General features: G+C 60.5%; 8 protein-coding genes and 1 other RNA gene. 1 reads left to right on the top strand and 8 read right to left on the bottom strand.

What is annotated here, in order from left to right; genetic code table 11:
- Window positions 1-8: 8 nt before the first annotated feature.
- From L6R21_00045 to L6R21_00025, 5 genes are all read right to left on the bottom strand, one after another.
- Window positions 9-2,684, bottom strand: a complete 2,676-nt coding sequence (locus L6R21_00045; GenBank protein MCK6557564.1) for a hypothetical protein — start codon at window positions 2,682-2,684, stop codon at window positions 9-11.
- 150 nt (window positions 2,685-2,834) lie between these two features.
- A complete protein-coding gene (locus tag L6R21_00040) occupies window positions 2,835-3,515 on the bottom strand; it encodes a FecR family protein (protein ID MCK6557563.1) in 681 nt (226 codons plus the stop codon).
- Between the two features lie 23 nt (window positions 3,516-3,538).
- Window positions 3,539-4,663 (bottom strand): hypothetical protein, encoded by a 1,125-nt coding sequence (locus L6R21_00035; GenBank protein ID MCK6557562.1) that lies wholly within the window; start codon window positions 4,661-4,663, stop codon window positions 3,539-3,541.
- A gap of 317 nt (window positions 4,664-4,980) precedes the next feature.
- Window positions 4,981-6,447, bottom strand: coding sequence for an OmpA family protein (locus tag L6R21_00030; GenBank protein MCK6557561.1), 1,467 nt, complete (start codon window positions 6,445-6,447; stop codon window positions 4,981-4,983).
- Window positions 6,448-6,823: 376 nt separating this feature from the next.
- Window positions 6,824-8,272 (bottom strand): ATP-dependent DNA helicase, encoded by a 1,449-nt coding sequence (locus tag L6R21_00025; protein MCK6557560.1) that lies wholly within the window; start codon window positions 8,270-8,272, stop codon window positions 6,824-6,826.
- 78 nt (window positions 8,273-8,350) lie between these two features.
- Between L6R21_00025 and ssrA the strand changes: the two genes are divergently transcribed.
- Window positions 8,351-8,711, top strand: a transfer-messenger RNA (tmRNA) gene (gene ssrA / locus L6R21_00020).
- Window positions 8,712-8,740: 29 nt separating this feature from the next.
- Here the strand turns inward: ssrA and L6R21_00015 are convergent.
- The 3 genes from L6R21_00015 to L6R21_00005 all read right to left on the bottom strand — a co-directional run bounded on the left by L6R21_00015 (window position 8,741) and on the right by L6R21_00005 (window position 12,859).
- Window positions 8,741-9,880, bottom strand: coding sequence for an NAD(P)/FAD-dependent oxidoreductase (locus L6R21_00015; GenBank protein ID MCK6557559.1), 1,140 nt, complete (start codon window positions 9,878-9,880; stop codon window positions 8,741-8,743).
- A gap of 107 nt (window positions 9,881-9,987) precedes the next feature.
- Window positions 9,988-11,787, bottom strand: a complete 1,800-nt coding sequence (locus tag L6R21_00010) for a SulP family inorganic anion transporter (protein ID MCK6557558.1) — start codon at window positions 11,785-11,787, stop codon at window positions 9,988-9,990.
- Window positions 11,788-12,292: 505 nt separating this feature from the next.
- Window positions 12,293-12,859 carry a DNA-3-methyladenine glycosylase I gene (locus tag L6R21_00005; GenBank protein MCK6557557.1) on the bottom strand — a complete coding sequence of 189 codons (567 nt, stop codon included), beginning with the start codon at window positions 12,857-12,859 and terminating at the stop codon, window positions 12,293-12,295.
- Window positions 12,860-13,065 lie beyond the last annotated feature (206 nt).

Below are 13,065 nucleotides of genomic sequence, written 5' to 3'. Positions count from 1 at the left end.
AATCCGCCTCAGAAGCGAAATTCATAGTGGGCCCGCACCACGCTGTTGGTGAAGGGCGAGCGCGGCGTGAAGCCGGACGCGGTTTGCAGCCCCCCTTTGTCGCTGTATTTGATCAAAGCCAGATCCACCACCACTTCGTGCCGCTGCCGCAGCAGCAGCGAGCCGCCGAGTTGCAGCCCGGTCTGCGTGTACTTGATCAGGTTGACCACCGGCGCGCCGGTAATGCCGTTCTGCCCGGAAGCGCTCACGCGGCGCAGCGCCACGAAGGTGCGGAGCTGTTGCCGCGGGAACTCATAGTCCGCCCGCCCGCTGAACATGGTGAAGTTGAACTGGTTTTGCCTGCCGCCGACGTTGTTGTCGTTGAACGCCAGGTTGAAGGTCGTCATCAACGGTGAATGGTATTTCGTGCGCACCGTGATGGAGGTCAAATCGGAAGTGACGTCCCCGCCACCGAAGCCTGCCACCCGCTGATTGGCCCAGCGGTCGATGCGATCGGAGTTGGTCAGGCTGAGCGAAACGGTGTGCTGGTAGCGGAAGGCCTGCAGATTGTGGCTGAACGTGAGCGAGAAGTCGCGCGTGCGGTTGTTCTGCCGCAAATCCGTCACGCGCTCTGTCGTGTCGTTGAGAGTAATAACCTGAACTGCAAAAACTGAATCGACGCCGTTGTCGCGGTTGTAGTTGCGCAGGTTGAAGCTCACCGTCGGCAGATTGGGATTCCAATTGAGCAGGAACCCGAATTGCACGGCGTTCAACGCGGTTTGCGGCTTGCCGTCGAAGTTGTCGTAATGATCGGTAAAACGCTCCAGGCCGAAGTTGAGATTGAGGCGATTGCCCAGCAGCCGCAGGCGATCATACAAACTGAAGCCGCTGATGTCACTGCGCAGATAAGTGTGGCCGAAAGAATTGTACTCCGAACCGATTTGCTTGAGCGTGAGAGTGAAATACTGGTTGAAATAGTTGAGGCGCAAACCGAGCTGGTAGGCCAGCGCAGTTTTGCCGCGCGGATCGAGCGGCGTCGTGCTCTCGTTGAGAATCAGCCAGTCTTTGAAACCGGCGGGATCGAAGGGCAGCTCCACGCTGCCGTCGGTGTAGACACTGTCGACATAGGACTGCGAGATGATGGGCAGGCGCGTGTCCTTGGTGACGAACGATTGCGCCACCGCCGCCTTCAATTCGATGCGTCGCCGGCTGAACGCCATCAGCACATCCGCGCCGATCACGAAATTGTCACGCGGCGCTGTCGTAGCGGGCACGGCAATGATCGAAGAAGTGTCGTCGCGCGCCTTCATCAACGTCAAGCCGAATTGAAACGACCGGCTGCCGAAGCTCGGCCGGATCGCGGTGAGCGTTTGCTGATAGGTGCCGCCCAGCACTCCCGGCACCGGGCTGATCGCGCGCATGGTCTGCCCGGTGACGAATTCCACATTGACAATGCCGGTATGCAAACCCGCTTGCACGCCGCGCACGCGCCGGCCATAGAGCACCAGATCGTTGAAATAGGGCGTGGCATCGCCGAGCGTGAAGTTGAGCCAGCCCGTGCCCGCGCTCAACACAAACCGGTTGCGCGGTTGCACCGTGCGGCTTTCCAAAGAGGTGAAGTAGGCCGCAGCCTCGAAATGCAACGGCCCATATGCGCCGTTGAGATTGCCGCCCAGATTGTTGTTGTTGAGCGTAATGCCGCTGAATTCCTCATGGCGCAGCTCGGCAAAGGTGACACCGCTCACCGGCCGCTGCCCGGCTTCCTCGCCAGACTCGGCCAGCGGCGACCTGCCGGCCACCTCAAACTGCCAGCTCACCGGGCCAATGCGCCTGCCGGAAGCATCATTCGCGACAATGCTCACGCGATGTGTGCCGGCCTTGAGGCGACCGGCATCAAACGACACCAACAGCGCCGAGACATTCGCGCGGCCGGTGATTTCCGTGCCGTTCCACTTCACCCGCACGCTGCTGGAATCGATATTGGCCTCCGGCGCAAAGGAAGCCAGGATCAAAACGCCCTCCTCGGCCGGTATCTTGCTGAACGGCTCGGGGCTCAAGGGGAGAATGGGATTGGCCAGGCTCAGCACCGCTGCCGGAGTGGAAGCCGTGTCCTCGCTGTTCTCCGCGCGCAGCGCCTCCATTTGGCGCAACTTCTCGTGAAGCTGCGGCGAGATGCGCTCGGGCGTCGCAGCGGTGTCTGGTTTGGCCGGCCGCTTGCCCGGACCTTCGCGCGCCGGCACGGCCGGTCGCAGTGGTTGAGGCTGGGCCCCGCTTTCCGGCTGGCTGCCGGCCTCGTTCACGATGATCTCGAACGGCTGGCCGTAAGGATTGCGGCTCGGGAAGCTCATCACGCTTTGGTCGCTCAACAAGGCGATGAGAAAATACTGCACGCCGGGCGGCTGCACCGCGCGCGCCGGAATCTCGCCGACATAACCTTCGACGCCGGGCCGCATGTCCACAAAGCGAAAATTGCTTTCACCCGGCCGCCGGAAATAGATGCGCACATAGATGAGCGACCGGCCGAAGGCGTTGATTTGCGCCTCGAGGCGCACGCTGCGACCGGCGGTGGCCGCGGTTACGGGAATATGATCGATCTCCGGCATCCGGCTGGCCGGCACCGCGCCTTCTTCGTTCGCGAAAGCCCAACCTGCACCCACGCACATCGCCAATACCAAAACTGCCAGCCCTCGTAGATGAGAATTCATGTTGCCTCGAAAACTTGTAAGTGATTCCACCATGTCTTTCAGAAGGAATCCTCTGCGGTATTGGGTGCCCCGCCGGCATCATCACAAAGTCCTTGCCAGATGATGGCGGCGGTGCATATGCTCTACAAGGTAACCGCACAGCCAGCGAATCTACTCGTAATTGACTTTCAGCTTCTTCTTCTGCCCGCTGGCATCTTCGAATTCGATCTCAAAGCTGCCGCCGGTGCTGTCATCATTGCCCCAGGTCGGAATCTCCTCCGGCCGCGAAGGCCGCGCGGCCGGCGCTTGATTCTTCAGCAGTGTGCCGGTGTAACCGGCATTCACCAGCACTTTGCCGAGCGCATTCGCCAGCTCGACCGCGCCTTCCAGGCAGATGATGATCATCTTGCCGTTTTCATCCATGAGACAATAGAAATTCGTGCCCTTGACCGCGGCCACGCCCGAAGGCGTCTGAATGCGAAACGGTGCCGTGCTTTTGGTCACTTTGGCCCAAAGCTGTCCGAATTCCAGCGCGATACTCTTGACCACGCTGTTGTCCTCCCGCGCGCCTTTGATCGCCACCTTGGAATTGGAGCGGACTTTGAGAATGGATTTGTCATCGGTGAACACCAGCGCCGCCAGCGACTCTTCGCCGGTGCGCAACTGGTTGCCGCTGTGCAGCCGCGTGCCTTGCCGCGCGCTCTCCGCCGCCCGGTTCTGCGCGCGCAGGACCTCGACTTTGCCCTTCGCCTTCAACACCACCGCAACCTCCGCGGCCGGTTGCGCCAAAGCCAAGCCCAAGCTGCCCGCCAGCAGCATCGCCAACGCGCCAAAAACTGCAGAAAATTTCATGGTTGGATCCGTAGTTGAGGTCATTATTCCACTACAAAACCGCTCAAGCGCCGGGCATTTGCGCGCAATTGGGTAATCAGCTCGTTCAAGTCGATGCGCCTGCCGTTCAACATGACCGTGCCGCTGGGCAGGTAACCTTCCAGCGGGCCGCCGGCTTCGAACAACTGGTTGACGTCTTGCAAACCCAGGCTTTGCAGCAACGCCAGCAGTTGCTGCAGCAACAGTTCGTTCTCACTGCCGCCAAACGTGCTGATTCTAAAACACCAGATCTGGCCGGGCAGCTCGAGCTCGCCGGTTTGAGTGGGCACGAGGGCATTGACCTGCCAGTAGTAGGTGCGGCCCTCCTGCAGAGGCAGGCCTTCTGAGGGATATTGCAAAGTGGGGGAGCCGAAGAAATGAAGATTGCGCTGCAGCCGCAGCCGCAAACGCGGGGGATTCTGCATGACGTCTTCCGGGCCGGAATTGGTGGGCAGCAGCTCGCACACCGTCAGCACGAACACGTCCGCTTCCGAATCCCATTTGAACTGCGGCAGATTGGTGAAAACCACCGGGCATTCCAGCTCACCCGCAGGCATGCCCGGCGCCACCAAATCCAGTGAAGGCAGGCTGGAAACGAACAGCTCTCTTTCTTCAAACTTCTCAGTGGGGTCCCCGGCGCTACCCATTTCAGAGATGGTCACACTGAGAAAGTAGCGGCCGTTCGGCAGCCGGCCGGTGCGCAACACGTTGTCGATGATATTGTCAATGGCGTTGGGGTTGTACTCATAGCGCGCGATGGTCACGTCGCCGTTCTCGCCGGTGCCGCGAAAATCGCGGTATGTAAACCGCCGTTCACGATGGGGCTGCATGTCGAAGGGATCGGTGTACGCTCGCACGATTGGGGTGAGACTACCGTCGCGGCGAAAAGTCATCTCGATCCGAGCGCGACGGACGGTTTCAGTACGATTGCTGATGATTAACTGAAACAACTCGGCAGGGTTGCCACCGCCGGCTATATCAAAATCCGAAAGAAAGAAAATCGGGCTTTCCACCACGGTGAAGGATTCAAAGTCTTGCGCCTGCGCCGCGGGCCAGGCCAGCCAGCTCATCACCAGCCCCAGAGTCAGCGCGACGGAATGCGCGCACCTACTGCCGAGGGATTTTGCCATAGATTGATCTCCTGATTGGAATGACAGGCTGGCCTGACAGCACGCGCTTTGCGGGCGCAGCCGGATTGCCTTCCGTGGAATTTGCTGAAAAAGGATTTACCGGCTGTGGCGTGAGGCTGCGTAACGCTGCACACGTTTGCCGGCTGCGTGCATGCTACCTGCCAGGTGCGGCGTTCGAGAAATGGCGGGCCCCAAAAAGAAAGGGCAACCAAGGTGGGTTGCCCTTTTCAAATTCACCTGTCGTGCCGGGCGCCGTTCAAGGTGAGCAGCAGCATTGGTGGGAAATCCCGGCACCGCGATCAAACAACGGCCGGCGGCTATTGCGGCAGCGTCAGCACCACTTCGATGCGGCGATTGCGCGCGCGGCCTTCTTCGGAGTCATTGCTGGCAATGGGAAAATTCTCGCCGAAGCCGACCGCCTGAATGCGATTGGCCGGCAGATTCATGTTGGCGACGAGATATTGCTGCACCGAGAGCGCGCGCTCGGTCGAGATGCGCTGATTGTTGGCGTCATCGCCGCGCGAGTCGGTGTGGCCTTCGACCGAGATGAAAGAATCCGGCAGCTCGCGAATGGCGCGCTGCAGCTTGGTCAGCAGCGGAAAATATTCCGGCATGATGACGGCTTTGCCGGAGGGAAAGATCAGCCCGATCAGGCGAATGCGCAGCCGCTCGTTTTCGCGCGTCACCACCGCCTCCTCGGGCGCAAACATGGTCTCCACCGCCTTGACGCGCTCTTCGCGGCGCTGCAGTTCCTGCTGCCGGCGTTTTTCCTTTTCAAGCTGGGATTCCAGACCGGCCTGCGCCTCGCGAATGTTGTTGAGTTCCTTGCTGAGCTCCGCCATGCGGGTCTCGAGTTTGTTCACTTCGTCGCTCAGGCTGCGGCGGTCGTCACGCAGGGATTTCACCGCTTCGCGAATATCGTTCACCGGCTTGTCCAGGCCCTGATCGAACTGCGGCTCGAAATCGAGCGCAGCAGCAATGCCGGCAATCTTCTGTTCGAACGAGAGCAGGAATTTTTCCCATTGCGTCTCATCGACTTTGACGCGCTGCACCTGCTCGGCGAGATGCCGGGCGTGGCGCACTTCATATTCCGCGGCCTCGGCCTTTTCGCGCGCCGAGCCGGCGGCGTAACGATTGGTGTTGAGGATTTTTTCCGCTTCCGCCAGCAGCGCCTCGGCCTTGCGGTAGGTTTCCGGCGCGAGGCGGTCCATCTTGGCGTTGCGCGCCTGCACGAGCTGGCTGCGCACGCTGCCGATCACGCTGTTCTTGATCGCGTGCAACTCCGCCTCGCGGAAGAGCTGCTCGGCTTCTTCACCCTTCTTTTGCGCGGCATTCACGTCCCCGCCTTCCAGCCGGCGGGTGGCCTCGCCGAACGCTTTGTCGGCCAGCGCGAATTTCTCCGCGGCGTTTTGCTCGGCCTCGGCCTTGAGCGCATCTTCGCGCGCACGCAGCACTTTTTCGAGCGCCACTTTGCCGAGATTGGCGGACTTCACCGCCGCTTCCAAATCCACGCTGATTTCACCGAGCTTCCTGTTGATGTCAGCCAGCGCGCGGCCGCGGCGGAAGTCTTCGCGCGCTTCGTTGTACTTCTTCAGCGCCCGGCCAAAAGCCTCCGGCGCGAGAATGTCGGCCTGCGCCGATTTGGCCTGGCCGAATTTCTCCTGCGTCTTGCCGAAGATCTGCTGAAAGACTTTTTCGTCCTGCGCCTGCCGCGCCTGCGTGGTGGACAGCATGCCCGGGACGATCATCATGAGCGCCAACAAAACCAACATGAATCGAGGCATATCACCCTCCGATGGTTGCTACAGCGTTTTCCGTGCCTGGATTGCACTCGACCGCACTCGCCGGCGGCAGGGCCCGAAGTTCCAATCGCCCGCAGCCGCCGAGCCAACAATTCTCCAGGGCGCTGTCACCCTTGAAGAACGCAATCATTCCTGTCATCCAGCAGGGATATCGTGCCGACCCAGGCACCGGCCCGAGTGCTTCACAAGATTCCTCGGCATGACAGGTGAAATGAGCTGCCTGTACCAATCGAAACGACAACCTGACGCGTGCGCATTATAACCAGATTTTGCTGAAAAGGCAAGCCTGCCGGGAGTTCTCCTGCACGCCGCTCAGCAGTGCCGGCGGCGTGATCACCTCGCCATGCGCCGCCGGTCCTCAATCGCTCGCCGCCAAACAGCGATCACAGGCGCCGCAAGTTTCGGCATGCGACAAACCGAAATACTCATGAATGAACGCCTTGCGACAGCCCGGGTGCTTGGCATATTGCACCAGCGCATAAAGCCGCCGTTGCTCGCGCTTGAGTTTGCGATCCAAATTCTTCTGATCCGTGAGTTCTTCCGGCAAATCGCCGATCACCGCCAAGTCTTTGCCCTCCAGGCTGCCGGTGGTGACGCCATAGCGCTCCAGCATGCCGAGCGCGGTTTCCAGCCGAAAATCATGCTTGCTCTTGAAATGCAGTTTTTCCTTCAAGCCTTCGAGGCCATGGGCATTGACTTGCTCGGCGTCTGCGAGCAGGAAATGATAAAGCCGGTGGTAAAACGCCGCGCCCGGATTGTTCCAGTTGAGAAAATCCATTTGAATGAGCAGATCCTGCTCATCATAAAGCAGCAGGCAATCAGAGCGGTCGCCGTCGCGACCGGCGCGCCCGATTTCCTGATAGTAGGCTTCGAGCGAACCCGGCACTTCGGCATGCACCACGAAGCGGATGTTGTCCTTGTCGATGCCCATGCCGAAGGCATTGGTGGCGAGCACGAGTTGATTCTCACCCTGCATGAATTTGTTCTGCACGCGTTTGCGCTCCCGGCTGTCCAAATCGCCGTGATACTGCAGCGCCGGCAGGCCGCGGGCGCGCAGGCGTTCGCCGAATTCCTGCAAGGTTTTGATGAGGGCAAAATAGCAGATGCCGTTGCCCGGCAGCCGCTGCGGCAGCGCGAGCAGATTTTGCAGCTTTTCCTCCTGCCCCCACACCTGGTGCACCGCAAGATGGAGATTGGGCCGCGCAATGCCTTCATGAAAGAGCTTGATCTGGCCGCGCGTCAAACCAAGCTGCGTGATGATATCCTCCTGCACTTCGGGCGTGGCGGTCGCGGTCAGCGCCAGAGTGGTGGGATTGCCGAGCAAACGGCGGATCTCGCCGACGCGCGAGTAATCCGGCCGGAAGTCGTGGCCCCACTGGCTGATGCAATGCGCTTCGTCAACTGCCAGCAGGGAAATGTGCCGCGTGCGAATCAACTCGACGAACTCCGGCTTGCGAAAACGCTCGGGTGTGACATAAAGCAGGCGATAGGCGCCGCCGGCAATGGCGGCCTGGCGCGCCTCGCGTTCGCTGCGACTCAAAGAGGAGTTGAGATAGGCGGCAGCAATGCCTTTGGCAACCAGCGCATCGACCTGATCTTTCATCAACGCGATCAGCGGCGAGAGCACGAGCACAAAGCCGTCGGGCAGGAGCGCGGGAATTTGGTAGCACAGCGATTTGCCCATGCCGGTGGGCATGATCACCAGGGCATGGCCGCCCGCCAGCACATGACGGATGATGGCCTCCTGCTGGCCGCGAAATTCGGCATGGCCAAAATGTTCGAGCAAAACTTCGTGAATGGTGGGCATGAAAGATTTTCCGGCGAATTTCAGCTTGATTCCAGTGCAACGGTTTCGTATTTTGGCGCGTTCAATAATGCGACTTCCGGGGACGACATGGCTTCGACGGGGGTCGAGGAAGCGAGAGCAGCATGTCGAGGTTGTCTGGAGCCTCGTTAAATATCCGGGCACCAAATTTAAACGCAGACAACTATGCGTATGCTGTTGCTGCCTAATTCAAACTAGGCGGCACGCTCATCACCCTCGCGCCACTCGGTGGTGAATGAGCGTCACAATAGTGGCTGGCCTGCGGTTGTGTCTGGGTATCGCAGGTGAGAACCCACAGGCTGGCGCGTGTTGACCCTTGTCTGCTGAGGTCACGCGCGCGAGATTGATCAACAGACTAAACATGTAGACGTTCTCGTTGACTGGCCTTCGGACGCGGGTTCGATTCCCGCCGTCTCCACCAAAACCTCAGGCCGCTGATGCTGCACCGCATCAGCGGCCTTTTTGTTTGGCCGCGGTGCGCTGGTGCCGCAAGGCCACGTAGCCGTGCAACACGCGCCCAAACAACGGCAGCAAAGCGCGAAATTGCGGGGCGTAGAACAAACGCGCAATCAGGCGATTGCGCCGCAACAAACTGCCGAGCCGGTGGCGAAGAATGCGGCGGCGATAATCCGCCAGAGAAAAATCACGCGTGTCCAGGGCATGCACAATGGTTTCCGCCGCCACCTGGCCGTAGGCCAGCGCCGCCGAAATGCCTTCGCCCAGCCACGGTTCGATGCCCGCGGCCTCGCCCGCGAGCAACACCCGCGGCCGGCTGAAGTGATCCGCGGGATGAAACCAGCGCTCGGGATGCCCCATCAGCGGCGTGGCCGGATCAAAGCCGCGCGCCTCGAGATGGCGGTTGAGCAGATCCGGCAGATCCGCGCGCACGCTGTTTTGCCGCTCGTGAATGCGGCTGTCGAACAATCCCACATTGAGATGCGGGGCGCCGTTCACCCAGCACGGAAAGTCCCACACATACCCCTGCAAACCCTCCCGCATCGGCCGGAAGTCGATGACCACCGTCTGATTCTCGAATTCACTCGCGGCTGCGCCGGTCGCGGGCACCAGCACTTCCAGCAGCCGCGACACGCGCGAGGGCGTTTCACGGAAGAACTGCCGCCGCACCAAACTCTTGGCGCCCTCCGCGCCCACCACCAATTCGGCGCAATACTCGCCGCGCGCCGTGGTGATGATGATGCCCTCGTCACGCCGCGACAACGACTGCACCGCCGTGTTCTCCAGCAAGCGCACCCCCTTGCGGCGCAGACAATCCGCCAGCGCGGCGTCAAACTCGTTGCGGCGAATCGTGCGCATCAATCCCGGCACGTCGAAAACGAGCGGCTCGTCGTTGAGATAGAACCGCACGCGGTCGACGCAAAAGTCCGGTGCCGGCGCGGTCAAATCCAGCTCGCGCAGCAGGCGGTCAACCCAGGGCGTGAGGCCGCCGCCGCAAAGTTTGTGGCGGGGATGCTGTTCTTTTTCGAGAATCAGAATGTGATCCCGCATTCCCGGCCGCTGCTTGATGAGTGCGGCCGCGGTCGCCAGGCCCGCCGGGCCGGCGCCGATGATGCAAATGTCGACTTTTTCCACGGGTGCATGAATTGCGATTCACCACCGACCACTCAGGCGCAGCGCTGCGCTGGTGGGAGAATTCTCGCGCTTGCCCGGCCTCCTGCGCGACCCGGCGTCCGCCGGTCTCACTGAGATTGCGGCGCAATCGGTTGTGCCGCAGCCGGTTGGCGGGATGCGCCGGAAGTATTGCCTCCCTCCTGCTCCAAAAATTCCACCGCGCGGTCAATGGCGTGGCGGGTGGCCTTGAACAAAGTGGCATCGGTGAAAAAAATGTTCTCGCGACCGATGCTGGCCTCCAGGCCGGAACGTTCCAAAACGCGCGCGGCCTCACTGGTGGCCCCGGAGATGAGCAGCAGTTTGCCGCCCGCCTTCATGTATTCGTGCACCTTCATCAGCGAGAGCACGAAGGTGGCGTCGAGGCAGGCCGCCCCGCGCATGCGCAAGATCAGCACGCGCAGCTCGGGCCGGTGCGCGATGCGCAACAGCTCGTTCTCCAGAAATTCCGCGGTGCCGAAAAACACGTCGCCGGAGATATGAACGATGGCGATTTCCGGCAGCGGATGCGGCTGGGAAGCATCGAGTTCCTTGAAGCCGAGGTGCCAATCATACACCAGCTCGGTAAGGCGCGGCTTGCGCACCTTGCGCAGGAACAGGATGATCGAGATGCCGACGCCGATGAAGATGGCCTGATCCAGCGGAAAAACCAATGCGCCGATGAAGGTCGTGAGCAGCGCGGCACGGTCACCGCGCGTGGTGTGCCAGGCGATTTTGGCCTCGTGCCAATTGACCATGGTCGCGGCGATCAACATCAGAATGCCGGCCAGCGCCGCCACCGGCAGGTAACGCATCACGGGGCTGATCAGCAGTCCCGCCAGCGCCACGAATATTCCCGCGAAAACATTGGCAAAACGCGTCAGCGCGCCGGCGCGATAGTTCAGCAACGTGCGGGTGATCGAGCCGGAAACCGGCATGCCGCTGAGAAACGCGGTCACGATTTTGGCGGTGCCCTGGCCGATCAATTCCTGATCCGGATCGATCTTGTCGCCGGTGAAGGCCGCGGCCGATTTCGCAGCGGAATAGGATTCTGCCAGGCCGATGAGGCCGAGCGCCAGCGCGCCCGCGCTTAACGCTTGTATCGTTTTCCAATCGAATACCGGCAGGCTCAACGGCGGCAGCGAGCTGAGAATCTCGCCGACCAGGCGCAAGCCCTGGCCTTCGAGCTCGAGCAGCCAAACCACTGCGGCCGCGGCCAGCAGCGCAGTCAAGTAAGGCGGCAGCAGCGGCAAGCCCAGCCGCGATTTCGGGCAATATTTTTGAATGAAGAGTGCGCCCAGAATCGTGCCGGCGCCAATCGCCAGTGCGGCCGGGTTGATTTGATCGAGGTGGCGAACGACGTTCAGAATGCCGTCGAGCGCCATCATGTTGCTCTGTTTGCTGAAGCCGAGCAAGTTGGGCAGTTGATTCGTCATGATCAGCAGCCCGGCCGCGGCAATAAAACCGGTGAGCACGGCTTTTGAAATGAACTCGGTGAGATTGCCGAGCTGCAACAAACCCGCGGCCAGTTGCAGGCTGCCCGCCAGAAAGCCCAGCAGAAAAACGACTCCGATGAAGTTTTCCTGCGCGGCATAGACGGCGAGGGTGCTGGCAATGACGATGGAGCTGGCGTTGGTCGGCCCGCTTTGCAGATGCCGCGAGGAGCCGAACGCCGCGGCCACGATGCTGCCGGTGATGAAGGCGTAGATGCCGTATTGCGCCGGGACGCCCGCGATCAAGGCATAGGCGATGGATTGCGGCAGGGCGACAAAGGCCACGGTCAAGCCCGCGATCAAATCGCGGCGCAGGGTGAAGTTGTCATAGTGCCGCAGGGAATTCCGCCATTGCGCGCGCAGCCGGGCGACGATCGCGTAGCTGTCGAGTTGGTTCATGGAGAGATGAAAGGGATTTTGGCGGGATTTTGCAAGGGGTTTCTGGGCTTCAATCCTGCGATTCGATCCTGCGATTCAAATCCCTGCGATTCGATCCTGCGATTCAAATCGCAGGCTGATACCAAAAGCCGGCTGAAGCCGGCTGGAAGTTCTTGAGGCTGAGGTTGGGGGCGAGCACGGTGCAGGAGATACCGCCCGGGCAGACCAACTCTATCCTGCGATTCAAATCGCAGGCTGATACCAAAAGTCGGCTGAAGCCGGCTGGATGTTCTTGAGGCTGAGGTTGGGGGCGAGCACGGTGCAGGAGATCCCGCCCGGGCAGAGGGGACGATTGATTTTTTTTGCGGCGATTTATGCTCAAAAAGCTAAAGCCGGCTGGATGTTCTTGAGACTGAGGTTAGGGGCGAGCACGGCGCAGGAGATACCGTCCGGGCAGCCGGAAGTACTCCGCGCGGCCTCCGGATCTTCACGGAATCATCATGAGCATTCTGCCCGGGCGAAAGTGTCACACCTCACGATAGCGATAACACCTCACCACGTGATCATTCACCATGCCCACCGCCTGCATGAAAGCATAGCAAATCGTCGAGCCCACGAATGAAAAGCCGCGGCGCTTCAGGTCTTTGCTCATGGCATCGGATTCCGGCGTGCGGCTGGGCAGTTCCTTCAGTTCCCGCCAGCGGTTCTTTTTCGGCTTGCCGCCCACGAATTGCCAAATGTAGCGGTCGAAGCTGCCGAATTCCTTCTGCACCTGCAGCAAGGCCTGGGCATTGGCCACCGCCGCATGAATCTTGAGGCGGTTGCGCACAATGCCGGGATTCTCCAGCAGCGCGGCGATTTTCCGGCGGTCGAATTTGGCCACGCGCGCCGGATCGAAATTCGCGAAGGTCTTGCGGTAGTTGTCGCGCTTACGCAAAATCGTGAGCCAGTTCAAGCCCGCCTGCGCGCCTTCGAGAATCAACATCTCGAACAGCCGCCGATCGTCATGCACGGCTACGCCCCACTCCGCATCATGATAGGCCACGCAGAGCGGATCATCGCCACACCAGGGACAGCGTCGCTTGCTTTGCATTTTGAGAATCCTCGAGTGTTTTTTCTCACCTCGCCACGCGCCGCGGGAGTTTTAGGCCGTGAGGCGCTCAAAGCCAGAATGAGATTCCAACTTTCACAACGCGGACGAGCCGCAACCAAAAAAAAACATCAGCTCACGCAAAGACGCAAAGATACGCAAAGAAAATCTTGACTTCAGACTTTCATGAAGAGAACAAATGATTGAAA

The sequence above is a fragment of the bacterium genome (assembly GCA_023150945.1).
Lineage (GTDB): Bacteria > Zhuqueibacterota > Zhuqueibacteria > Zhuqueibacterales > Zhuqueibacteraceae > Coneutiohabitans.
This window is presented reverse-complemented; position numbering and strand designations above follow the sequence as displayed.

Bases quoted from the DNA above. Each gene is read 5' to 3' on its own strand.
- L6R21_00045 (MCK6557564.1), bottom strand. From the start codon at position 2,684: ATGAATTCTCATCTACGAGGGCTGGCAGTTTTGGTATTGGCGATGTGC.
- L6R21_00040 (MCK6557563.1), bottom strand. From the start codon at position 3,515: ATGAAATTTTCTGCAGTTTTTGGCGCGTTGGCGATGCTGCTGGCGGGC.
- L6R21_00035 (MCK6557562.1), bottom strand. From the start codon at position 4,663: ATGGCAAAATCCCTCGGCAGTAGGTGCGCGCATTCCGTCGCGCTGACT.
- L6R21_00030 (MCK6557561.1), bottom strand. From the start codon at position 6,447: ATGCCTCGATTCATGTTGGTTTTGTTGGCGCTCATGATGATCGTCCCG.
- L6R21_00025 (MCK6557560.1), bottom strand. From the start codon at position 8,272: ATGCCCACCATTCACGAAGTTTTGCTCGAACATTTTGGCCATGCCGAA.
- L6R21_00010 (MCK6557558.1), bottom strand. From the start codon at position 11,787: ATGAACCAACTCGACAGCTACGCGATCGTCGCCCGGCTGCGCGCGCAA.
- L6R21_00005 (MCK6557557.1), bottom strand. From the start codon at position 12,859: ATGCAAAGCAAGCGACGCTGTCCCTGGTGTGGCGATGATCCGCTCTGC.